Annotated in this window: 21 protein-coding genes and 1 tRNA gene; 4 read left to right on the top strand and 18 right to left on the bottom strand. The window is 44.7% G+C overall.

What is annotated here, in order from left to right:
• Positions 1–73: 73 nt before the first annotated feature.
• A complete protein-coding gene (locus tag QUA97_RS00595) occupies positions 74–2494 on the top strand; it encodes a sulfotransferase (RefSeq protein WP_333192074.1) in 2421 nt (806 codons plus the stop codon).
• A 74-nt stretch (positions 2495–2568) separates the two neighbouring features.
• Here the strand turns inward: QUA97_RS00595 and QUA97_RS00590 are convergent, their stop codons facing one another.
• The 7 genes from QUA97_RS00590 to QUA97_RS00560 all read right to left on the bottom strand — a co-directional run bounded on the left by QUA97_RS00590 (position 2569) and on the right by QUA97_RS00560 (position 9567).
• On the bottom strand, positions 2569–3795 hold the full coding sequence (locus QUA97_RS00590) for an NAD(P)/FAD-dependent oxidoreductase (RefSeq protein ID WP_194065639.1): 1227 nt from the start codon (positions 3793–3795) through the stop codon (positions 2569–2571).
• 7 nt (positions 3796–3802) lie between these two features.
• A complete protein-coding gene (locus QUA97_RS00585; protein ID WP_333192070.1) occupies positions 3803–3994 on the bottom strand; it encodes a hypothetical protein in 192 nt (63 codons plus the stop codon).
• 42 nt (positions 3995–4036) lie between these two features.
• The gene (locus QUA97_RS00580; RefSeq protein ID WP_333192066.1) at positions 4037–4171 is read right to left on the bottom strand and encodes a hypothetical protein; all 135 of its coding nucleotides are present in this window, start codon (positions 4169–4171) and stop codon (positions 4037–4039) included.
• The gene (locus QUA97_RS00575) at positions 4168–4485 is read right to left on the bottom strand and encodes a hypothetical protein (RefSeq protein WP_194065638.1); all 318 of its coding nucleotides are present in this window, start codon (positions 4483–4485) and stop codon (positions 4168–4170) included. Before QUA97_RS00575 ends, QUA97_RS00580 begins: the two co-directional genes overlap by 4 nt.
• Before the next feature lie 69 nt (positions 4486–4554).
• Positions 4555–6462: a 1-deoxy-D-xylulose-5-phosphate synthase gene (gene dxs / locus QUA97_RS00570; RefSeq protein ID WP_194065637.1), complete on the bottom strand. Its 1908-nt coding sequence runs from the start codon at positions 6460–6462 to the stop codon at positions 4555–4557.
• A 490-nt stretch (positions 6463–6952) separates the two neighbouring features.
• Positions 6953–7204, bottom strand: coding sequence for a DUF4926 domain-containing protein (locus QUA97_RS00565; protein ID WP_228049685.1), 252 nt, complete (start codon positions 7202–7204; stop codon positions 6953–6955).
• Positions 7205–7479: 275 nt separating this feature from the next.
• Positions 7480–9567 (bottom strand): thioredoxin domain-containing protein, encoded by a 2088-nt coding sequence (locus tag QUA97_RS00560; protein ID WP_333192062.1) that lies wholly within the window; start codon positions 9565–9567, stop codon positions 7480–7482.
• A gap of 127 nt (positions 9568–9694) precedes the next feature.
• Between QUA97_RS00560 and QUA97_RS00555 the strand changes: the two genes are divergently transcribed.
• Positions 9695–11269 carry an outer membrane protein assembly factor BamB family protein gene (locus QUA97_RS00555; protein ID WP_333192060.1) on the top strand — a complete coding sequence of 525 codons (1575 nt, stop codon included), beginning with the start codon at positions 9695–9697 and terminating at the stop codon, positions 11267–11269.
• Between the two features lie 256 nt (positions 11270–11525).
• Positions 11526–12023: a 2TM domain-containing protein gene (locus QUA97_RS00550; protein WP_333192057.1), complete on the top strand. Its 498-nt coding sequence runs from the start codon at positions 11526–11528 to the stop codon at positions 12021–12023.
• A 234-nt stretch (positions 12024–12257) separates the two neighbouring features.
• On the opposite strand, the gene QUA97_RS00545 is transcribed toward QUA97_RS00550, so the two are convergent.
• The 11 genes from QUA97_RS00545 to QUA97_RS00495 form a co-directional block, all read right to left on the bottom strand.
• Positions 12258–13265 carry a CHAD domain-containing protein gene (locus QUA97_RS00545; protein ID WP_194065633.1) on the bottom strand — a complete coding sequence of 336 codons (1008 nt, stop codon included), beginning with the start codon at positions 13263–13265 and terminating at the stop codon, positions 12258–12260.
• Between the two features lie 366 nt (positions 13266–13631).
• Positions 13632–13970: a cytochrome c6 PetJ gene (petJ, locus tag QUA97_RS00540; protein ID WP_194065632.1), complete on the bottom strand. Its 339-nt coding sequence runs from the start codon at positions 13968–13970 to the stop codon at positions 13632–13634.
• A gap of 127 nt (positions 13971–14097) precedes the next feature.
• Positions 14098–14598, bottom strand: coding sequence for a photosystem II cytochrome PsbV2 (gene psbV2, locus QUA97_RS00535; protein WP_194065631.1), 501 nt, complete (start codon positions 14596–14598; stop codon positions 14098–14100).
• 146 nt (positions 14599–14744) lie between these two features.
• Positions 14745–15233, bottom strand: coding sequence for a photosystem II cytochrome c-550 (psbV, locus tag QUA97_RS00530; RefSeq protein WP_194065630.1), 489 nt, complete (start codon positions 15231–15233; stop codon positions 14745–14747).
• Positions 15234–15380: 147 nt separating this feature from the next.
• Positions 15381–15572 carry a translation initiation factor IF-2 gene (locus QUA97_RS00525; RefSeq protein WP_194065629.1) on the bottom strand — a complete coding sequence of 64 codons (192 nt, stop codon included), beginning with the start codon at positions 15570–15572 and terminating at the stop codon, positions 15381–15383.
• Positions 15573–16043: 471 nt separating this feature from the next.
• A complete protein-coding gene (accD, locus tag QUA97_RS00520; RefSeq protein WP_194065628.1) occupies positions 16044–16997 on the bottom strand; it encodes an acetyl-CoA carboxylase, carboxyltransferase subunit beta in 954 nt (317 codons plus the stop codon).
• A 133-nt stretch (positions 16998–17130) separates the two neighbouring features.
• A complete protein-coding gene (locus QUA97_RS00515) occupies positions 17131–17352 on the bottom strand; it encodes a hypothetical protein (protein WP_194065627.1) in 222 nt (73 codons plus the stop codon).
• Between the two features lie 61 nt (positions 17353–17413).
• Positions 17414–18244 carry a prepilin peptidase gene (locus tag QUA97_RS00510; protein ID WP_194065626.1) on the bottom strand — a complete coding sequence of 277 codons (831 nt, stop codon included), beginning with the start codon at positions 18242–18244 and terminating at the stop codon, positions 17414–17416.
• Between the two features lie 411 nt (positions 18245–18655).
• Complete coding sequence (locus QUA97_RS00505) at positions 18656–18916, bottom strand: hypothetical protein (protein WP_194065625.1); 261 nt, start codon at positions 18914–18916, stop codon at positions 18656–18658.
• Positions 18917–19099: 183 nt separating this feature from the next.
• Complete coding sequence (locus QUA97_RS00500; RefSeq protein WP_194065624.1) at positions 19100–20164, bottom strand: tetratricopeptide repeat protein; 1065 nt, start codon at positions 20162–20164, stop codon at positions 19100–19102.
• 784 nt (positions 20165–20948) lie between these two features.
• Positions 20949–21021 (bottom strand) — tRNA-Phe (locus tag QUA97_RS00495).
• 133 nt (positions 21022–21154) lie between these two features.
• On the opposite strand from QUA97_RS00495, the gene QUA97_RS00490 reads away from it, so the two are divergent.
• On the top strand, positions 21155–23782 hold the full coding sequence (locus QUA97_RS00490; RefSeq protein ID WP_333192044.1) for a phospholipid carrier-dependent glycosyltransferase: 2628 nt from the start codon (positions 21155–21157) through the stop codon (positions 23780–23782).
• Positions 23783–24099: the final 317 nt, after the last annotated feature.

Genomic DNA, 24099 nt, shown 5'->3' with positions numbered 1-24099 from the left:
CCTCAGTGCCCTCTGCGCTCTCTGCGGTTCGTAAAAAAAAATCTAATTCACAAACCCTTTATTAGCTATAAAAATGAAACGGATATTTTTAATAGGCTCTCCGAGAAGCGGCACAACCATGCTTCAAAGTTTATTGGCTGCTCATCCTGAAGTTATTTCTTTTCCTGAATCTAAGTTTTTTCAATATTTACTTTACAAGAAGTTTGCGGGAAAGTTTCCAGGTAGGATGGAAGCTTTTTTTAAAGATGAGATTAATCGCCCTGAACTTTTGCAAGGTTTTGATGATAGTCAAAGTTTGGAAACTAAAGTTAGTTGGTTTGTCGGAGTTTTGGATGGTTTGGCTGCGGAACAAAACAAAAGCATTTGGTTGGAAAAAACGCCGGAACATATATATTTTATTGATGACATAGAGCGATTTTTGCCGGATGCTAAATTTATACATATTTTGCGAAACGGTATGGATACAATAGCTTCTCTGCATGAGGCTACTAGGAATTCTCATGATTTGTGGGGGCCTGGTTGGGATTTAAACCACTGTATCCATCGCTGGAAGGAGGCGACGTTAATTAGTCACAAATATGCTAAAAATTCTAATCATATATTAGTCAAGTATGAGGAAATAGTCGATAATAAAGTCAAGAAATTAGAAGAGCTTTGTCATTTTATGGGGGTTGAATATGACGCAAAAATGCTGGAGTTTTATCAAGAAAAAGCTGCTAGTCTCAGTTTAAATTTACCTTGGCACCAAGGAATTGAGAGAGAGGTTAAAAGGAGTAATGTTCACAAATATCATAAAATTTTTACGAGTAATGAAATTAAAGATATTTTAGATAAGATTAAGCGAGTCAAGGGTGAAATTGCCTGGAAAGTTACGGTAGAAGTGAGGGAACCAATTTCGGATATTTACACTTTGCAAATATACGATCGCCTGCACTGTACAATTCAACTAGAAGGCATTAAACTCGGTGTTGTGGAATTGCCAGTCTGCGACGGGATTGTGGCGGGTGCGGTGTTGGCGGATGCGGTTGCAGCCCAGTTTGCTTGGCAAATTCTCGATCGCTACTTTCAACGCAATCGCTGCGAAAAAGGTAATAGATTGTGGGAAACTTTGCTGCAACCATTCCACAAGAAAAATGACTGGAGGCTATTTTTACAAGAATTATGGGTGCGATCGCATTGGCATTTGGAGGATTTCTACAAGCCAGAAATACCAGAGGAAGTCCCAACAATTACCCTCGAAAAAGATTTAATTGCTGTAGAAGTTAGCGAGGAATTGCCTAATATAAAAGTTGAGCTTTCTGAAATAGATGTCCTGGTGAAAGTAGGCGGCGTTGCTGTCGGTATTGTAACGGTTGCGGTGGAAAATAATTTCGTTTCTGCTCAAAAATTGCGATCGACAATTACTCGAAATAGCGGTTTTGAGTTGTGCGTCGCCACCGTGCGAGAAGCTTTGCTGGGAAAACCGATCGACGGTAAGCAATCGCTGCGATCGCGCTTAGCCTCTGCTGCCCGCGAAAGGTCGAATCAGCCAGAGTGCTTGAATGCAGAGGGTTATGGTGGCATTTACCCGCCAAATGCAGTGATGTTCGGCAGGCGATCGGGTGCGATCGGCACCAGTATCAGCCGCCGCGCCGCACTCCCAGCCGCAGCGCTGCGAGAAATCGCATCAGCCGCAGCAATCGCCGGGGAAACAACAATGCAAATTCCCTTAGAAAACGAGCTACAAAAACAAGTATTTTATGCACCAGAAATCATCGGTAAAAAATCGCCTTATCGAGAAGTTGCCAACCCAGAAAAACCTCAAGTTTTTAACAATAACAGCGTCACAGAAAATCTGCCCATTCTCGCCTACGGCCGCATTTCTCCCGATGGTTTAAATACCGTTACTCCCGACTTGTTTGAACAGCAACTACAGGATTTACAAGAAAAAGGTTATTACAGTGCGAGTTGGGAAAATTGGCGAAGCGCAAAACAGACTAAAACTCCTTTACCCGGTAAAGCCGTATTGATAACATTTGACGGAGGCTATCTCGACTTTTTCCAATATGCTTGGCCTTTGCTAAAACGCTATGATTTTACAGCAACTGTTTTTTTAGTAGCCGAGTCGATTGGAAAGACAAATAGTTGGGAAAAAGCCGAAGGTGAAGAAGTAAACTTAATGGGATGGCCAGAAATTCTGCAAATGCAGGATGCAGGAATTGAATTCGGTTCGATGTCTGCTACCTATCAACCATTAACTACCTTGTCGCCCACAGAAATTGTGCGTGAGGGGGCAAAATGTCGCGCTATTTTGGAACGGGGATTAGGGAAATCTGTTAAATGTTTTGCTTATCCTTACGGAGATGTCGATAAAATTGTAGAACATTTAATCGGGGCGAGCGGGTATACTTTTGGTGTATCCTATAGGTCAAAGTTTAGCAGCTTAGACGATTCTTTAATGTCGCTACCCCGCATTCAAATCACCAAGGAAAATCCCTTAAAATTAGGTTCGTAGTGATGAATTTAGTCCGCATTCGGAAGGAATCAAGTCCTCACTACAAACCAACTTGATGACGATTTAGATCATTACTAAAAACTTTTTCTCAGCCGCTGCACCAAACCCTGAAACTTCCGCCCTAAATAACCGCCAAATCCTCTATAAATCTTCTCAAACTTATAATAAAATAAAATATCCATCACATCATCAGTTTTCATGTACTTTAAGTAAGAAATTACCTTGTCTGTAAGCTCATCATTAACATCATCGATATACTTTCTCACCGCCAACCTTTCCGAAATATGCCATTTTTGATCGAACTTGCGGTGCATTTGGGTTTCATAATCTCCAAAATCTGAGATTTTCCCGTCCAAATATTTTTCAATGTATTTCCCCGCAATTTCGGCACCATCCATCCCGTGTCTGATACCCTCGCCGCCCAAAAAATTTACAGTGGAGACAGTATCGCCGATCGCAATTATATTCTCCTTGTAATAAATATCCTGCAAACCCTGACTGTACTTCAGAGTAGAACCGTGTTTGTCAATAATTGTATAATTTTTAGACTTCAGATATTCATCAATCAGCAAATCGATATATTTTTTCAAAGGTTCCAAATTTTTCACAGTTTTCGGATCTAAAAAAATGCGGCCCGCACCAACTTTCAGCCTGTTTTGTTCCATTGGAAATATCCAAGAATAACCCTTCGGCATCCATTTATCGCCCAAAAAAAAGATTAAATCATTGGCATATTTATGATAAATTTCCGGTTCTACTTCAATTAAATATTCGATGCCGGTTCCCGATAAAAACTCTGGCTTATCGTTTTCTTTTTCGTACATAATCGCCCTAGCAAAACCCGTAGCATCAACCAAAACTTTAGTGCTAGCTTTGATAAGTTGACCGTCAGATAGCTGTTTAAATTCTACGATTGTTTCACCGTTAGCTTGCGAATGTCCGGTGTAGCGACAACCAAGCCAAACTTCACCGCCAAATCGCTCAACTTCCTCGGCTAAAAAAGCTCTAAATTTAGCAAAATTGAGAACAACTCCCAAGTTTTCGGGAGACTCCCAAGTTTGACTGACTTTGCTAGTTTCAATAGTCAGTTTGTGCCAACAACTGCCGACAACTGATTCGGGTAAATCGAATTGAGAAAGGGTTTCTAAAGGCGTGGCGGCGCTGGAAAAGTCGTTTTTATTAAAATTGTCGTTTTGTTCGGCAAGCAAGACTTTGCGGCCGGATTTTGCCAATATTCTCGCGCAGTGACCGCCTGCTGGGCCTGCTCCTACTATTACTATATCAAAATTTTTTAAGTTCATTTTGCTTTTAAATCGTTTCCAATGTCAAAATACCCGCCGAAATATCAACTACCAAGCGCCGATTTTTCAACAGTTGGCGGCCGATTAAAATTTCGGGTACTCCCGCGCCTACATGAACGGGAATGTCAAACTCTTGCTCATCAATTGTAATTTTTCCTGCATAAAGATCGAAATTAAATTCTCCTTTAGCTGTTCGCATTTTTTCTTGTTTCACATATATCCAATCAAGTCCCTCTAAATCTTAATCGTTCATAGCTAACCAGCCGGAAAAACCTGTATCAAGCAGAGCGTCAATAGGTAATTCTAAGCCGTTATCAGCAATCAATTCAATTTCAAAAAATAGCTCGTCCTGATCGCCAAATATTCCTTCCATCATATCGTGCCACAAACTCCAGTTTCATTGATCCGAAAGACGTGCAATTTAACTTTAGGGTATTTTTCATGGGCTATGTTTGCAACTAGCATATCATCCTTGTCGATAAAATATTCACCGCTGTCGGGTTCAACGGCCATGTACCAGTTGTAGTGGGTTTTAATCAATTCTGGTTTGAGGCGATCGAAAATAGGTTTGCAGCGCTGATAAAATGCTTCTCTCTCAGCATACCATTGGGCTATTTCTTCTGCAGAACCTGTGCGTTTTGGGTGCAATCTTCTCCGGGGAGTTCTGCTAGTTGGGTTGAGATAAGTCATTGTTGATTCTCCTTTTGTGCAGTAAAGGTGAAGTAAGGTGAGCAGTGCCCACCCTACAATTCTAGCTAATTAGACGCTAACGGGTGATTGTTTGCGGCTGAATTGTGCTAAGATACGATCGCACATTTGCGACGGATTTAAGCCCAAGGTTGCCATCGACTGATCCGGTGTTGCGTGGTCTACCAATGTATCCGGTACACCCAAGCGCATCACAGGAACAAGAACATTATTATCTAGCAAAGCTTCGGCTACTGCTGAACCGAAACCGCCCATCAAACAACCTTCTTCCATTGTGACAACTTTCCCGATTTGCTGTGCTAAAGGCAAGATTAATTCAGTGTCCAAAGGCTTGACAAAACGCGCGTTGATGACTGTTGCTTCGATGCCGTGTTCGCTCAAAATCTCGGCAGTTTGCATCGCCGGATAAACCATCGAACCGTAACCTAATATTAGCAAGTCGTCGCCGTTGCGGAGAATTTCGGCTTTGCCGATCGCCAATTCTTCCCAACCCTCTTCCATCAGAGGTACGCCGTAACCGTTGCCGCGCGGGTAGCGCATCGCGATCGGGCCGCTGGTGTGGTTGATTCCCGTGACTACCATCCGCTGCAATTCGGCCTCGTCTTTTGGAGCCATAATTGTCATGTTTGGCAAGCACCGCAAGTAAGAAATATCGTACATTCCTTGGTGAGTGGGGCCGTCTGCGCCGACAATTCCCGCGCGATCCAAACAGAAGAAAACAGGCAAGTTTTGGATGCAGACATCGTGAATTATTTGGTCGTAGGCCCGCTGCAAAAAGGTCGAGTAAATTGCTACAACCGGGCGCATTCCTTCGCAGGCTAAACCAGCCGATAAAGTCACCGCGTGCTGTTCGGCAATGCCAACATCGATGTACTGTTTCGGCAGTTTTTCCTGAAGTTTGTCTAACCCCGTGCCGGTTGCCATTGCAGCAGTAATGCCAACAATTTTCGGATTATCTTCTGCTAGCTTGACGAGGGCGTGGGCAAAGACTTTCGCGTAGGCGGGAGGTTTGGGCTTGGTGGAGGGAATGCCTTTGCCGGTGGCTAAGTTAAAAGGATTTTGGGCGTGATATCCTACTTGGTCTTTTTCGGCGATCGCATATCCTTTGCCCTTCACCGTCACAACGTGAACTAACACAGGGCCTTGGATAGTATGAGCTTGTTTGAAAGTGGTAATTAACTCTTGCAAATTGTGTCCATCTACCGGGCCCATGTAAGTAAAGCCCAATTCTTCAATTACAGCTCCAACTTTCGAGACAGCCAAGCGTTTCATCCCTTCTTTGATGCGTTCCATTTCTGGAGTAAAAGTTTCGCCGACAAAGGGAATTTGTTTGAATTGTTCCTCTAAGTTATCTTTGAGAAACTGCACCGGTGGCGACAAGCGCATTTTGTTTAAATAACGGGTAATTGCGCCGACGTTGGGCGAAATTGACATCTCATTGTCGTTGAGCACAACTAACAAATTGGTTTTCGGCATATGGCCCGCGTGGTTGATCGCTTCGAGTGCCATACCGCCCGTCAGCGCGCCGTCGCCGATGACTGCTACAGTTTTAAAGTTTTCGCCTTTGAGGTCCCGCGCCATTGCCATTCCCAGGGCTGCGGAAATGCTCGTGGAGGCGTGACCGGCCCCAAAGTGGTCAAATTTGCTCTCGCAGCGCTTGAGATAGCCTGCAACGCCGTCTTTTTGGCGCAGGGTGTGGAATTGGTTGTAGCGGCCGGTGATCAATTTGTGCGGATAAGCTTGGTGGCCGACATCCCAGGTAACTTTGTCGCGATCGAGGTCGAGTGTCTGGTAGAGTGCTAAGGTGAGTTCGACTACACCCAATCCTGGGCCTAGGTGTCCGCCGCTCGCAGCTACTGTTTCTAAATGCTTTTCTCGAATTTGTCGGGCAATTTGTTCGAGTTGATGAATCGACAGGCCGTGTAATTGGTTTGGGTGAGTCAGTTCGCTGAGATGCATATTTTAAAATCCTGCTCCTAAGAATTAGGACGAATGCTTAACAGATATAGGTTTTGCCTGCAGCGTTCGGTACGGGCAAACGTTAGAATAGTTTACCTGTTATTTGAGAAAAGTGTTAGGCGTAAGATTTTTGTTATTTTTGACCTGGTAATTATAGTTAATAAATTCGGTTCAGTCAATATAAAAAAAGCTTATGTTTTTAGCTGCTGAGGGGTAACTGTTAGCTGCACGGGGATTATACAATTTTAGATTGTAGATTTTAGATTGTAGAGTTGGCCATAACTTATTCTGTATAAGTTCGGATATTGCCCACCGCTGTATTGTTTGTAAAAAATGGAAGTATTAGGGATTTAAAACTTGTTTTTGTAATAATGGTTGAGTTTTCAGCTATTTGGTTTCAGCAAGCGGACTGTGATGCAAAATCATTAACTGCGACTTGCTAAGGGCTTCTAGGGGAGCATCTCAGTTTTGCATTTGTAGTGCGAGTACCTCAAGAGCTCGCGTATTGTACTCGCGAGTTCTTGAGGTACTCGCACTGTAATGTAAAAAAATGCTTTTTGGAAAAGTGAGATGCTCCCGCTTCTAGCGCGTAGGTACAACCTTGCAAATCGCTAAACTCAACTTCAACAAATTCTGCATCATATTCATCAATTACTGTTCCCACTTGACCCCGATATAAGCCCTGTTCTGGTAAATCTTCTAGTAATGCAACGACATCAAGCAGTTTGATGGTGAAGTTCATTTTTAGATACCTCTTTCACGGAATATAGCCTTTCTCAAAAAGGTAAGGAGTTGAAATTTTAGATTTTAGATTCAGGGATTGATGAATTGAGGGCTTTAACTGGTTCCCAGGCTACAGCGAAAGGAACCTATATCACTCTTGCTCTGCCTCGCTTCGGAAATTGGAGGCAGAGCCTCCGGATCTGTGTTACTAGGCAGAGCCTAGTAACGAGTAAAGCCTAGTGACGAGTCAACGAGTAAAACAGGTTCGCAGTCAGGACTTCAGTTTTTTTCCTTTTATCCTCGCCTTTGACTTTGCTGAATTTCTGCTAACAGCATCTCTTGAGTTTTCGCCGGTTCTTTGCAAGTCAAACACTCGCAAACTAACCCGATCGCACCTTCAGGCAAATCCGCCTCAATCTGACAAACAGCAGTCGGATAATACTGCGAAATTAACCCAGAAATCAGGTCGGGCGAAGTGCGAATCAGGGTAGAATGCTGATACCAGTCGATCGCCGAAAGCAGACTCGGACAAGCTTGGGGAGCATCTCGGACAATACTGCTAAAAGCTTGCAAAGCTTGTTCGGCGCGATCGAGATATTCTAAATTCGGGCCCAGCAAGGCCAAGCGAACCAAAGAGGCGATCGCAATTCCATTCGCCGCCGGAGTTGCATTGTCTATATAGCTGCGTTCCCGCACCAACAAATCTCCGCTCACATCCTTAGCAGCATTGTAATACCCTCCCAATTCCACGCTCCACAAAAACTCATCAAACTCTTCTTGCACCTGCACAGCTTTCTCCAACCAAAACTGAGAATTCGGCAACTGTTTTGCCTCTTCCCCGTTGCCTAAAGTCAAACTCGCTTGGTGCAAATCCAACAAAGCTTTCACAAACAAAGCATAATCTTCCGACTGTGCAGCCACCGCCGATTGTCCGTCATAATTCAGCCGCTGAAACCGCCCATTTTGCCACTGATTGTCTAAAATAAAATTAGCAGCATTCACCGCCAATTCCAGATATTCCAAATTCCCAAAAACAGCCGCCGCCCGCGCCAAACCCGAAATCATTAAACTATTCCAAGCAGCAATCATTTTCGTGTCAGTAACTGCCGGAATTCTACCAGGCCAACTTTCATTCTTAGCTTCTTGATTGTTGCGGGCTGGGAGAAAGGTTTTCACAGTATCGGGATTGCCGCCGTAGCGAACAGCAAAAAGTTTAGCTAAAGCCGTTTCTACCGTGGCGCTGAGTTTTCCCGGCTGGTGGCGCTGCAAGACATTTTTGCCTTCAAAATTGCCTGCGCGACTAACAGTAAACTGTGCTTTAATTTCCGTTAATTCCTCAGCATTTAACAGTTGTTCCAGTTCGCTGTAAGTCCAAACATAAAACGCTCCTTCTTCCGGTTCAACTTCCTCTGAAGTGTTAAAACTGTCGGCATCCTGTGCGGCGTAAAAATAGCCTGCGGTTGCGGTCATTTCTCGCTTCAACCATTCTACTGTCCGCGCGATCGCACTTTCAAAAGCCGGTTCTTGGATTCCCGCGCTCCACAAATTTGCTAAATACTCAACAATTTGACCGTTGTCGTAGAGCATTTTTTCAAAGTGCGGCACAGTCCAAGTAGCATCAACTGTGTAGCGGTGAAATCCGCCGGCTACGTGGTCGTAAATGCCGCCCAATGCTAAGTCTAATCCGCGCTGAGTGCAGACTTGTTTGCTGTCGTATTTTGAATCAAAATTAAAGCGCGTTCCCCGCAGTGCTAGCTCAGCATAAGGCATCATCGGAAAACTGGGCCCTGGGTTGCTGCCGGCAATAATTCCGGTGTTGAGTTCCCAGCCTTTTTGGAATATTTCGCGATTTAGTTCTGCGGTTCCTGCTGACAGCGTTGCCGACTGTTGAAGGTTCTCTAAAATCTCTGCTTTGAAAGCTTCTACTTTGCCTTTTTCTGTGTCGTAAAAACGGCGGATTGCTTGCAAAACTTCTAAAAATGCTGGTCTCCCGTAGCGGGCTTCTACGGGGAAATAAGTGCCTCCGTAGAAGGGAATTCGCTCGTCGGGAGTGAGAAAAACGTTGAGCGGCCAACCACCTTGACCGGTCATCATTTGCAAGGTTTGCATATATATGCTGTCGATGTCCGGGCGTTCTTCGCGATCGACTTTGATCGGTATAAACTGCGAATTCATGTATTGGGCGATCGCGCGATCGGAAAATGCTTCCCCTTCCATCACCGTGCACCAATGGCAGCTAGAGTAGCCTATTGACAGGAAAATCGGCTTATTTTGGCTCTGGGCCGTTTCTAAGGCTTCGTCGCACCAGGGCCACCAGTCGATCGGATTTTCGCTGTGTTTCCGCAGGTAAAGGCTTTGGGATTGAGCAAGACGGTTCACCATAATCAAATATACTTTAACTCGTACTGAGTAAGCTTGTCAGTTATTTAGCAGTTTAGCGCGATCTGTTTTAATTGAGTTGTTGCTGATAATTATGTTTTAATATTATTGCTGATTATCTCTATCTAACATGAGTTTATCATCTCGCAGAACCTTCAATCAACAGCTAGGACAATTTTTGCTGAGTGCTGCTGTTCCTCCTGCTGTTCTCAAACTGTACCAAACTGCATCCTCGGAACAAGCTTTATTAGAAACTAATTTTAACAATGCTCTGGCAAAAGCAGACCCAGAAATAGAATTATTAGTCCCGACATTTTTAGGTAACGACAAGCGCCGTTTCTACGGCAGAGGTATTCCGAAAAGCTTGAAATTAATCGACAAATTTCAGCTAGGAAGCGGACGAACTTTTCTGGGAAGGCGATCGCAAATTTGGAGCGGCGCGGGTTGGACTGGACAGCCAACAATTACCAGAGACCGGGGTAAAACTTATTTAATTATAGGTTCTTTCGACCACAATTTGCGAAAAATAGATATGGCTACCAATAAAGAAGTGTGGCGCTATAAGTTTGATGATATAATCAAAGGTTCATCAACGATTTATATCGATGAAAAAGCCAGCGCCGAAAACAAAATTGTGATTTTGCAAGGCAGCCGCAGCGGCGGTGGTGGCAAAAGTGTCGTGCCGAGTTTTAGGGCAATATCTTTTAGAACTGGCAAGGAAATTTGGAAGCTGGACATCAGGAAAACGCCCAGCTACAGCCAAGATAACGATAGCAGTGCTTTGGACATCGGCGGTGGCGTGTTGTTCAATGCGGGCGAAAATGCGATCGGCTATTTTCTCGATAGTTCCACAAGCAATGCCAAGCTAAAACAAGGAATTAAACAGCCAAAGATATTGTCAGAAGTACAGCTTTATGCAGCAGCAGATATCGGCAAGCACGGCGGCAACTTGGTAGCGGAGTCATCGCCATCAAGGCTCAAAGATAGAATATTTATAGCTGCTGGTTCCGGTCATATTTACGGTATTAGCATTGCCACTAAAAAGATAGTTTGGGATTTTTATACAGGTTCAGATTTGGATGGAAGTGCTGTAATTTCTAAATCTGGAAAACTATTTTGTGCGATTGAAAAACAATACATTCAGGGCAACGGCGGAGTCCTGAAACTGAATCCGAACAAGGAACCGAATGCCAGTGTCGAATGGTTTTTGCCTACTGGAAACCGCCGACTTTCTAGTTGGGAAGGCGGGATAATTGGTTCGGTGGCGTTGAACGACGAGTACAATTCCGGGGAGTTTCCGGCGCTGTTTGCCACAAATGCGATCGACGGCAATTTGTACATCGGTTCCCAAGATATGATTACAGGTAAAAAAATTGCTGTGCCTTGGCGAAATCAGTCTTATGATACTCCGATAATAGTCTTTAAAAAAGAAATAGGTTCTTCAATTTCGACTCCGATTTTTACAGATGGCAATAAACTGATAAGTGCGGGATACAACGGTGTTTATTTGTTTAATTTGAATTGGGAACGAGCGAAGTCGGGCGATAAGAATGCTTTGAGAAATGCTAAAGGCGAGTTTTACCGTTTGAAAGTAATAGAATCGGGGAGATTTAAACCTGGTTTATCCTTTGAGGCTACGCCTGTTGTTTGGGACGGAATTGTCAGGATTTGCGCGAGAGACGGGTGGATGTATACTTTGGGTTAGTCAATAGTCATTAGTTATTGGTTATTGGTTATTGGTTATTGGTTATTGGTTATTGGTTGTTGGTTGTTGGTTGGTTGTTGGTTGTTGGTTGTTGGTTATTTACTACCAATTAGCAATGCCCTTGGCCCAATTCCCTTAGCCCAATGCGTCAACTCGAATGTCCGGGTGTTGAAATCCGCCAATGTCCCCACCTGCCGTTTAACTCCGGTTATCTCTATCATAGAAAGGATGTCAGGAATTATAGGAAACTTGTTATATGGCGACCAATGACAATCAAATAAATCAAATTTACGGTTCGGAGGATGCTCAAGGTATTTTACAGCTTGCGATCGCCCGCCGACAAGATGAAGGGGAATTATCCAGAGTGCAGTTGTTCGAGATTGCAGCGGAATTGGGCATTTCCGAACAGGATATCGTGGCGGCGGAACAGCAATGGTTAGCAACTAGAGGAGAAGTTCAAGAAAAACTGGTTTTTAACACTTACCGTCGTCGCAAATTGCAGAAAAATGTGACAAAATACGGCATTATCAATAGTTTTCTAGTTTTGTTTAATCTAGCTGGATCCCACGAGCTTTCTTGGTCGCTTTTCATTTTACTAACCTGGGGCTTAGGATTGTCGCTGAATGCTTGGAATGTTTATCAAACTGAAGGCGAAGATTACGAACAAGCGTTTCAGCGGTGGCGTTTGAAGAAACAAGTGGGAGAGTCTATTGGTACTGCAACGAATAAGTTTATGAAGTGGTTGCAATCGTGATTTGCTATGGTAAAAAATGCGATCGCCCTTTTTTACTTCACACTGGTGAAGTAATTCGGATTTTAACTCGTTACTGGAAAGAGTAATTGTTAAGGTTTTTTATTGAACCTATCCCCAAGTGCGATCGCCCTTTATTGAGTTACATAATGAAGGACACTGCAATGACGTGTCCCTAAAAATATCTATCTTTTACTCCCTCCCGTCAGTCGATCGCATTCTCTCCTCGCCAAAAACCTAACTTTCCGGCTGCGAATCTCCCGAAGCTGCATCTTCAACCACAGGATTAATTAAGGTCGATCGCCAACCTTGCCGAACTTCCGAACTCAAATACTTATTCTGCACAACCTGCCACTTTTGCCAAGCTTCGTAGCGCTTTTTCGCCAATAAATCCGCCAGTTGCGGCAACTCTTTTTGCAAATCGCGATCGACAAAATCTGTCAAAAACTCGCTTAAAACTTCACTGTCTTGAATGTCGCCCAAACATTCTTGAACAGCTTTCACATCTTCGACATAAACTTCGTAAGTCTCGCTGTAAAAATCCCCAAACAGATTCATCAAATAGCGAACCCGCTTGGCTTGCTTCCGCAAATCGTGCAGAATAGTTCCCTCCGCTGTTAACTTCTCTTCGACAGCCGACTCATTCAAATCATCACAAACTTTAACTTGGCCATCCTCATATTTTGTGCCCAGCAGCCAAGCCGGATGCAGAAAAAATTCGCTGACTTGAGGTAAGAGTAAATCTGGCAAAACTTCAGCAATTGGCAAATGTTCGATCGCCCGAAACTGCGGTTTTTCCAACCAATCCTCGATCGACTTTTTCAGCGATTGGTAACTTTTGCGTTCCAAAACAGCCCTCACCTTTTTCAAAGCCCGGCGCCGCTGTTTTAGCAAACTCGACAAAGCCTCATCTAAAACTTCCTGTTCTTCAGTCGGCAAATTCGGGTAATAGCGTTTTTGGAGACTTTCGAGCATCACATCCAAATCCCTGAGCGTTCCCAGAATCCGCCCCACTTTACCAATTTTGCGTTCAGAAGCTTCTTTTGGCCAGTCTAAAACCGGAGCAAAACCCGTTACAGCCGATCGCAAACGCCGCAATCCTACCCGCATTTGGTGAAGTTCTTCTGCATCTTTGTCTTTGATAACTTCAGCCTCGTGCGCTATTGTTTTACGAAAATATTTCTCGATCGCACCAGAGGCTGCGTCTCCGAGAGTTTTAACTTTTGCTGATGTTTTTACGTTCATGATATATGTAGAGTCCACTTTCGCCATTGACTTTATTTGTGATTTCAATGCTTAGCTAATAAAGCTTTATATCCTAGCACCGAATTTTTATTTATACGCCAGCAATAATAATTCTTAATGTAAGGTGCTTGATAATTTATACAAAATCTAAAATCTTCCATCTAAAATCTAAAATCTTCAATCTAAAATCGAATTTCCCTCCCTCGCGCTTGGGCAAATAAAAATCCGATTTGTGGCGCGCTTTCCCAAACAGGTTAAGATTGCTGCAAACCGATATTTATTCGCACAAGAGAGAGAGAGGGTGCGATCGGGAGGACAGGTTTTAAATTAAATCAAGTCCAGCTTGTCCGAATTCAAAGAGGCAGTTTAGCCTTTCCAGTTCTTTTCAGATTGTTCGAGCACGTAGGTTACGAGATCGTCGATTTGTTCGGGCTTCAAGCGGCCGGCAAAAGCAGGCATAGCATTTTTGCCCTTAATTATCTGAGTAGTGATAGCTTCGATGGAATTCATGCCGTACTTTTCCAGAGCATCCTTTTTCAGGGTTTTCATTGCCATAACCACGTTGCCGCCACCGATGTGACAAGCAGAACAGTTGGCGCTAAAGAGTTTAGCTCCGTTAGCAGCATCGCCGGCCAAGGCAGGGCGGCCGAAGCCGACGGTAAAAATTGCGATCGCTAACAGGGCGATCGATAAGAGTCTTTTCAACACAGTTCTCCTCTAATGGACACTTTTGAAGGTGGTTATTTAGTTATTTTACCTGTTTATTCAGGCACAAACACGCAGTCGCGATCGGGATTTTTCTAGTAATTTACACTTTTTGACCAAAAGCCGTTCAACTCTCCAGATTATCCACGCCCCAGCCCGGAGCCTTCTGAGCAGCACGGAGCACAAAAGCAGCCAAATTTTCAATCTCATCCTGCTGCATCCAGCTTTCCGGCACTTGGCGGCACCAAAAAGTTTCCTCACTACCGTCATAAGTCATGGGTTCTCTCAGATACGCCACCAAACTATTGATGCTGGTGCGCGGAGGCGTTGCCCCCTCCAGAGCAGTCAAAGACAAAGATACAGTCGGATCCGGCAAAGTTGTTCCCCCAACATGACAGTTGAGGCAGCTTTGCTCAAACAACCGCTTACCGGAGGACAAATCCTCAGCCGAAAATAACCGAGTGTTTCCCTGTGCGTCCAATTCCAATGGCACAGGTTCGGTGACTTTCAAATAACGAGTCACGTAAGCATCAGAAGCAGCCAAGGCTGGTTGAGGTGCCAGCAGCACCAGCGGCAAAATAATTAAAATTCCCAACAAAAAGCAGACAAAAACACCAAGACGCTGCATGACGCACTACAACCTTTTGCGATATCAATGAGTAACAAGTAAATTTTAGATTTCAGATTTTAGAGCGAAAAACGACCGGCCAGCAATGCTTGCCAAAGCCCCGCCCTCTCTCAATCCAAAATCCAAAATCTAAAATTTAACATCAATTAACGAGCGCCTTTACCGCCAGCCCACTGCTCGCCAATGATTTTGGGCTGCAACAGAATGTGACCGGCAATCGCGTACAAATCCTCTTCTGAGAGATTTCTCATCTCAGCAAAAATATCCGCACTCTTCATGCTCGGATGCAGCTCGGAAATCTCCTCAAAGCCGTCATAAGTGGTGGGATTTTTCATAAAGTCCACCAGCGACTCAATATTGTTGCGGGGTGGGTTGGCCAAAGCCAGAGTTTTGGGACTCAAATTTATGTTCTGGTCAGTTTTTGTCATTCCCCCAGCGTGACATTGAGCGCAGGCTGAGTTAAACAAGCGTTTGCCTTGCTGAACTTGTTTGAGGCTCAGCACCACCGGAGCGCCCTTGTCATTTAAAGTCACAGTGCGAAGTTCCGGACTCAGTTCGATAGCCATCGCGCTGCTGACAAATAACTGAAATGTCAAGAATACAGCGGTCAGAGCAATGAAATATCTTTTAAGCATGGTTCTCCTTAAAAAAAATCCGACAAATTATTGAACGCTAAGAGAGCGTAGGCAAACAGATCGATCTTGAAAATTCCTTCCTGCTGCGACAATTGGCAAAAATTTGTGCAGCCGTACCCCAACGTCGAGGTAGAGGAATTTTGCTATCTAATCTGCAATCCCTTTTGAGTCGCGCCTTTTTTCGAGAGCGGACATAATTGCCTTAACATCTTCCAAAGCCAAACGGGTTTGAGGATGCTTGTAGGCAATTTCCAACTCGTCGCACAAGCGGAGCACGTCTTCAACAGGGACGTCGAAGTCCTCTGCTATTTCTGCGATGGATAGGTCTGCAAAACCCATAATTTTTAGGTCGCTGACTGGTCAAAATTGAGTTGACGGCTATTGACAGAAAGCTGGACAATTTAACAAAGTGGTGTTAGCTCCCAATCTGTTAGTTTGTTCTGAGATTTTGTTCGATCGCCAGCTCACTAACCACTAACTACCACTAAGCATTTTTGCTCACTCAAACTTCATAGCCCATCAACTTCCAACTAATATCATCCCATTGCCGGGTGTTTATTATCAATAGGACTTGAGCGCGTGAGGCTCAAAACCCGGTATTTGCCTGAATTTCTCGCCACCAAACTTGATGTTTTGCCAAGAAACCAGGGTTTTTTGGCAATTCCTCTGAGATTTTGGTCTTGGGCGGGCTCACCAACAGACAATCAGTCGATTTGAGATTTGAGATTTACTCCACAGATCCAATCTGGGGCTTGAACGGGAGTCTAAAATTTCGATCTCTTGACGACAAAAGTCCTTTGGCGCTGCTGCTTAGGGAGAAAGCTTGAGAGCGTGAGTAGGTGCGGGTAAAGCGTGGTGGGCCTCGCCGACATCGAGGGCTGGAAATTCCGATTTTGCCAAGAACGGCTGGGGCTGGTGGAGAGCGATCAGTTGACCGAGAGTTTTTTTTAATTGAGTCCGGGGTACGATCAAGTCTACAAAACCGTGGGCGAAGGAATATTCGGAAGTTTGATAATTTTCCGGCAGCTTTTCCCGCAGAGTTTGCTCGATTACCCGACCGCCCGTAAAGGCTACAGTAGCTTTTGGCTCTGCAATTATAATGTCTCCCAACATGGCAAAACTGGCGGTGACACCGCCTGTGGTCGGGTGGGTCAAAATTGGGATGTAAAGCAGTCTCGCTTCCCGGTGGCGCTCCAGAGCCCCGGAAATCTTGGCCATTTGCATCAGGCTGAGCATCCCTTCCTGCATTCTTGCGCCGCCAGAGGAGCAGACCACGATCGCAGGTAAACGTTCCCGCGTGGCGTGTTCGATGAGGCGGGTCAGTTTTTCTCCGACCACTGAGCCCATGCTGCCGCCGATGAACTGAAATTCCATGACTCCGAGGGCGACGGGCAAATTTTCGAGTTGACCGATGCCTGTTTGTACCGCGTCTAGGTGGCCTGTTTTTTCTTGAAATTCTCGCAGCCGATCGCTATATTTTTTGCGATCGCGAAATTTTAGGGGATCGGTGGCGTGGAGACCTTCGTTAAGGGGCATCCAGGTATTGGGGTCGATCAACTGTTCAATGCGATCGTCGCTGTAAACTCTGATATGATGCCCGCATTCCAAGCAAACCATTTGATTTGCTCGCAGGTCTTTGGTATAACTCAGCGCGTCGCAAGCCTCGCACTTATTCCAAAGCCCGTCGGCAATTTCCCGTTCCGGCCGTTCTTGAGAGTTCGGTACAGATTTTCTTCGATTTGCAAACCAATCAAATAGAGACATTAAAACTTGGTAATTGGTAATTGGGAATTGGTAATTGGGAATTGGGAATTGGTAATTGGGAATTGGTAATTAGTTGTCAGTTGCTAGTTGTCAATTGCTAGTTGTTTAGTGACTAATGACTAATGACTAATGACTAATCACCAGATTCTGGCTCATCTTCAACGGGACTGATCAGGAGCGATGCAGTCCGCTGGTCTTCTGGAAGAACTTGCAAAGCTGTAGCACTTCCAGCTCCTAAATAAGATGCTACGCCCAAGTCAACGATGCGAGCTGGGATTTGATGAGCAGCTAGGATCTGCTGCATTAATTCCGCTTCCCAGCGAAAGCTAGTAGTTGTAAGTGTAATCCAAGACACGGAACAATTTTACCAATTATTGAGACAATGTTATGTTCGATCGCGCCGGAGTACCGACATATCAGAAAGTAAAATTCGGGAAAAATAATTGCAAGTAAGTAGATAAGATCGCTTCGCCCCACAGGGCAGTAATTGCTGCACCGAGGGCCAGAAACGGGCCGAAAGGCATGGGTTGACGCCGATCGAGCAATCTCAGGGCGATCGCCCCGCCGCCGACAAAAGCTCCAGCGAAACACGCGATAAATCCCGCTAACAGCAAGTATTTCCAGCCCAGCCAAGCCCCCATCAAAGCTGCCAATTTGGTGTCTCCCATCCCCATAGCAGTCTGCCCGAAGCCGATCGAACCTGCAAGTCCGATCGCATCAAACAGCCACAACCCGACAACTGCTCCCAGAATACCGTCGAGTACCAGATAATGTACGGAGTCGATCGGGCTAAAAGTCGGCCACCAACCTTTCGCCACTTGAAAAACCAATCCGAGCACCAAGCCCGATCGAGTTAAAGAATTGGGCAAAGTCATTGTATCGCAGTCAATCAAAGACAAAGCCAATAGCCAGCTAAAAAAAGCCCAAAACCCCAGAGTTTTTACTGCTATCCCACACCGCCAAAAAATGAGCAAAAACAGCAAACCCGTAGCTACTTCTACCAGCGGATAGCGGGCAGAAATCGGACTGCGACAGTGATTGCAGCGTCCCCGCAGCCACACCCAACCGAACACGGGTATATTTTCGTAAGTTCTGAGTTGATTTAAACATTTGGGACAGCGAGAGGGAGGGTGTATCACCGACAAACCCGCAGGCAACCGATAAACTACCACATTCAAGAAGCTGCCGATCGCCGAGCCGACAACAAAGACGATCGCGGTGACAAGGACATTAAAGATAATTTCCATTTATTTGTTATTTGTTATTTGTTATTTGTTAGCTGTTATTTGTTAGCTGTTATTTGTTATTTGTTAGCTGTTATTTGTTATTTCTTATTTGTTAGCTGTTATTTGTTAGCTGTTAGTAGCAGCTAGCAATAACTACTTACTAATTACATGACCAATTTCCCAACGATTCCAAATCCGTATTATTTACCCCCTTGATGATTGAACCGCGAAGACGCGTTAGGCGAAGCCGCGCGTAAGCGCTAGAGCGCGAAGAGAAGAGTCAGAAGACAAAGGTAATAGCCAAATCCGAGTTGGCATGACTCATGACTAATGACCGATGATTAATAACTAATAACTAACAACCAACAACTAACAACTAACAACTAACAGCTAACAACTAACAACTAATAACAACTAACTAATAACAACTAACTAATACATTTGAGATTCAATTTCGTCAAAAGTAACAAAACGTTCACCGGGCAACAAAACTGGCTGCGAAGCAAAAATTAGCTGACCTCGATTGCTACCTAGACTAACAACTACACCTGCTGGACGCTGCATCTGCTCGGAATGCACTTTCAGATAGATACCGTAGGCCGATCGAGCTACTCGGATCAAATCAGGAGCTAGCAAGCCGTGACTTTGGGAAATTTCTATCCTAGGTTGGGAGTTAGGCTGGTATCGGGTCACTGTAAATTTATGATAATGGTATTAGTCTAGCTGCCGCATTTTCGGGTTTTTCGGGGCGGATATCCATAGCTGAGATTGATTGTGGGCGATCGAGCAAACCGACGAAACCATTGAGAAATTGTTTCTATCTTTCGAGCCAGATATTAATCAAAATTCTAGCGTTCCTGAAACCTTTTTTGGTCATTATTGCGGGACGAGCCGACCGGAAGATAATCGCTTAATTCCCTCCATCGCCCCACTTTCTCCAAATTTATCGTTTTTTTCGCGGGCAATTTTCAAAGCTTGCTCGTAGGATTCGAGAGCTTTAGCAGATTGACCGAGACTTTCATAAATCTCGCCCATATTGTTGAGTAACCTTCCGATACTTGTCTTGTCACCGATTGCTTCCAACATCGGTATCGCTTGCTGAAAATAGATCAGCGCTTGAGTATCTTTACCCTGTTTGCGACAGGTAAGTGCCATGTTGTTGAGGAGGCGGCCCACGCCAGCCCTGTCTCCGATTTCCCGGCGAATTGCTAAAGCTTGGTGGTAAAATTCCATCGCTCTGTCAAAATCGCCGATGTTGTAGTAAACGCCGCCCATATTGTTGAGGGTACGGCCTAAATCTCGTCGATCGCTCTGTTGGGTGCGAATGACCCGCGCTTGCTGGTAAAATTCGATCGCCTTAGCATATTCTGCCTGTTCTGCGTACACGGCCGCAATGTTATGGAGTGCTTCTCCGATTTCAACTTCGTCGTTGACAGTTTTGGCAAGTTCCAACGCTTCTTCGTGCTGTTTCAGCGCTTCGGGAAATTTGTCGGAAATCCGGTTGATGAAACCCATGAGATTGAGGGTTTGAGCAAGGCGGCGCGCATCGCCTATTTCTCGGTGAATGACTAAAGCTTGTCGCAGAACTTCCAAAGCTTTCGACTTTGAACCCATTTCGCCATAAACTTCTCCTAGGCGGTTGAGGATTCTGCCGATTTCGGGTTTGTCGTTTTGTTGCTTGCGAATTGCCAAAACTTGTTCAAAAGTCTGGATTGCTTCGATAAACAAACCTTCGCGGTGCTGTTTTACTCCTGTTTCAAAGAGTGTGTCTGCTTGCGTGTTGGGTTCAGTTGCCTGGGCGCGATCGCTTTTTTGAACCAGCCTTGCATTTATAATAGGCGCAAAGGCCGCAGCGTCTGAGATTGCCAGCAGGCTGAGTGCGGGAGATAAAACAATACTTATAGCTGCGACATAGCTGAAGTTGTAAGAGCGGCGGTACACCGATCGAGTCCTCCTAGAGCCAAGTTATAACTATTAAGATAGAGCTTTTTGGCGTGTTCGTCCTAATTTTTTTCTCAGTCGCGCCACTGGCTCTACCAATTTCCAGAAATAATGCAACTCGCTTGCAAGCTGCAAAACCATACACAATCAGTCATTCCCAATTTTTTAATCAAACACCCCAAATTTCAAATCCCATAAATTAACTATTGTCTTGCCAGAGTGCCACTATCAGCGGCATATTGGTGAGATCCCGGATGACAGCCAAGTTTTCGATCGGCTTTGCAATTAGTTATTGGTTATTGGTTATTGGTTATTGGTTATTGGTTATTGGTTATTGGTTATTTGTTATTTGTTATTTGTTATTGGTTATTTGTTATTGGTTATTTGTTATTGGTTATTGGTTATTTGTTATTTGTTATTGGTTATTGGTTATTTGTTATTTGTTAACAGTCAACAGTCAACAGTCAACAGTTAACAGTCAACAGTCAACAGTCAACAGTCATTAGTCATTGGTCAACAGTCATTAGTCATTGGTCAATTGGAAGAAGGCAGGATGCAGGAGGAAGAAGCAAAAATAGATACAAAGCAGGCCTTTGAGCGATCGCCCTCATAGGTTTAGTTAGATGAATTTATTTAAAATAAAAAAATGCTTTTTACAAAGCCCCAGATGCTCCCTCTTTTTTTGGCTACACTGAAGACGAACTCAGCGAAAAATGAGTGCAAACAACAAAACTAGGATTGAGTTAAAATCCTAGATACCGTAAATGTATGTTTTAGAAAGCTATGCCAGGAACGAGACTTGAACTCGTGACACGTGGATTTTCAGTCCACTGCTCTACCAACTGAGCTATCCCGGCTTGTTTTTTCGCGCTTTACTATCCTAGCAGACACATACACAATTTAGCAAGCACTTTTCTCAACTAATTTTTAGCTCGCCCGGAACCGCCCGCCTGTAAGCTAAAAGCTGCAACCTAAAATCCAAAAATCGCAATGGCACAGCAACATCGGGCTAGCGGGGGCAACAGTCTGCTTGTCTTGGGGACAATTTGGCTGTTGGAGGCAATTAGCGATCGCCTCTGGTTTGCCTTCGATCGCTCTGTACCCGCGTGGGATCAGGCAGAATACCTCACGAGCACGCTGAATTACTGGCAGGCGCTGCAGCATCCTCAGTGGTTTTCGGGGGATTGGTGGACAAACTTCTGGCTGCTTTCGACAAAAATTCCACCCTTGACGTACATCTTAACGGTACCGTTTTTGAATGTTTTCGGTGCTGGGGGCGATCGGGCAACCCTCGTTCATTTACTATTTAGTGCAATTCTCCTCGCCTCAGTCTACAGTCTGGGCGTCAAATTATTCAACAGACAAGTCGGTTTGTGGGCCGCTGCAATTTGCGTTTTGTTACCGGGACTTTATCGGTTCCGCTTGCAATTTTTGCTCGACTATCCCCTCGCTGCTGCGATTACTTTGGCTTTCTATTGTCTCACAATGTGGAAGCAGGAAGCAGCAAGCAGCAAGCCGGAAGATTTTCCGCATTTACGCCTTTCTCCATCGTCTTTCTTTTGGGCGATCGCCTTTGGAATTTCTCTCGGCTTATCAATATTAGTTAAACACACTACAGTCTTATTTCTGTTTACCCCGATAGTCTGGTTAGCTGCGGGTGCTTTGCGGCAAAAAGCTTGGGGAAGATTAGGTCAATTAGCTGGTGCTTTGTTGCTGTCGGTGGCAGTGTTTGGGCCCTGGGCAAAAACCAATTGGCTGTTAATTTTGACCGGGGGAAAACGGGCAACGCTGGATTCTGCGATCGCCGAAGGAGATCCAGCCCTCAATACGATCGACGCTTGGATTTACTACATTCAGCACTTACCCGAACAGCTTTCTTGGCCTTTGTTACTGATTCCCTTAGTTGGATTGATACTTTATTGGCTCCGAAGACCAAATAGTTCGTCAATCTTTCACCTCAACTCCTGTCGGTGGCTGGCTGTTTTTTGGGTGGGAGCTTATTTAATTAATTCTCTAAATATTAACAAAGACGACAGATATGTGATACCTTATTTGCCAGTATTATCTATTTTATTAGCCTACTGTTTAACGCTGTGGCCTCCGCGCTGGGGGCGACAAATTCGCTGGGGGACAATTGGTTTGGCAATTTTGACGATGCTGTTGCATATGTGGCCGCTGGGCGGTGCTTTTGGACATAGCTTAGTTCAACTTGTCAGTCCCGGTAATTCTAACTATCCTTTCTTGGGGAAAGAGTGGCCGCATCGAGAGGTAATTGCAGAAATTATTGCTGCGGAACCTTATTTGCAATCTACTTTAGGCGTGTTGCCTTCCACAGCGGAAATTAATCAGCACAATTTGAATTATTACGGTGCTTTGGCGAATTTTCAGGTGTACGGGCGGCAGGTGGGAACTAATTTAAAAGAAGTGCCGCAAGATGTGCGATCGCTTTCTTGGTTTGTCACCAAAACAGGCCCGCAAGGTTCGATTCGTGAAAGAATTAAAAAAGCTCAAAATGCTGCGGTAGCTGCTATTGAAAAAGGTGGAAAGTTTCAGTTAGAAAAAGCTTGGGTTTTGCCTGACAATACTAATCTAAATCTTTACTGCAAGCGACGGCAGCCTGTTGAAATACAGCCGTTGAATGAAGCGCGATCGCAAGTACAATTAGAGCAAGTTACTGTTACGGGAAAAGCGATTCCCGGAGTCGCGCTGCCGGTTACTTATATTTGGTCTGGGCCTTGGCAGCAGTTGCAGTCTGGTTTAGTGTTGCTAACGTGGAAACATCGGCTAGCTAGTGATATCCTAGAGTCGGGACAAGCTTTAAGGATTTTACACGATCGCGCGATCGCCCAAGGGACTTTGCATCCGGGAATTCTGCAAGCAGATAAATTTGCAGTCGGGTTTCGAGTTGTCGATCGCACGGCGATGCTGACTCCTGCTAATATTGCATCGGGAAGTTACAACCTGCAAGCTACTTATCTGAACCGAAAAACCGGCGAAACTTATCCGATCGAGGTGCCACCAGTAACACTTAAAATCGATACAGACCCTCTAAAGATGCGTTCCCAAACCATTCCGGGGAACAAAAACGATCAAAAGTTGAAAATAGTCCAGACTCTTCCCGATAACGAGGACAAGCCGGAATTAGATTTAGTGACTCAATTGCGGGCGATGGCAGTTAATTTACCGAAAGGATTAACCAGTTTAGAACCCATATTCGAGCAGATAGGACGCATTAATCAGTACGATCCAACTCAAGATTATACCGTGCAAGCCGAACAAGCACTAGAATATAGGTTGAAGCAAGAACCGAACAATCTAGAATTCGCTTATGCTTTGGCATTTTCTCGGGTATTGCAGCAAAATGTCAAAAGTGCGATCGCAGCCTTAGAAAAAGTTACCAAACTCGATTCTCAAAACCCTTATGCTTATGCTTATCTCGCCTTCGTCCAGCTTTACGGATGGCATCCCCAAGCCGCTCAAACAGCCTTAAAACCCGCTCTCGCCCTCAACCCCAACTTACCGGAAATTAGAGTCTTAAACGGTTTAGCCGCTCTAATGCAAGGCAATCTCATCCAAGCGTGGCAAGATTTGCAATTCCTCAAACAGTTGAAAATTTAACAATTATTAGGAATACCAAAAACGTAGTTTCACGCGCTATTTATAGCAGCAAAGTGCGGTGTACTTCGCCCGACTAACTTCCTTCTTCCTTCTTGCTAATGATATCAAATCCGGTAGCATTGGAATTATATAGCGCGAGCGTCCTCGCTCGCGAAGTCGATAGCGAGCGGGGACTCTCGCACTATCAATGATTAAAATATATAGCAATCCTTGCAGGAGTCGTAAATATTTTTACCCCACCCCAACCCTCCCCTTAGTAAGGGGAGGGAGTAAGAAATTCACAAATAATTTAGGATTGCTATATAATTCCGATGCTA

Source organism: Microcoleus sp. CZ3-B2 (assembly GCF_036705055.1).
Taxonomy (GTDB): domain Bacteria; phylum Cyanobacteriota; class Cyanobacteriia; order Cyanobacteriales; family Microcoleaceae; genus Microcoleus.
This window is presented reverse-complemented; position numbering and strand designations above follow the sequence as displayed.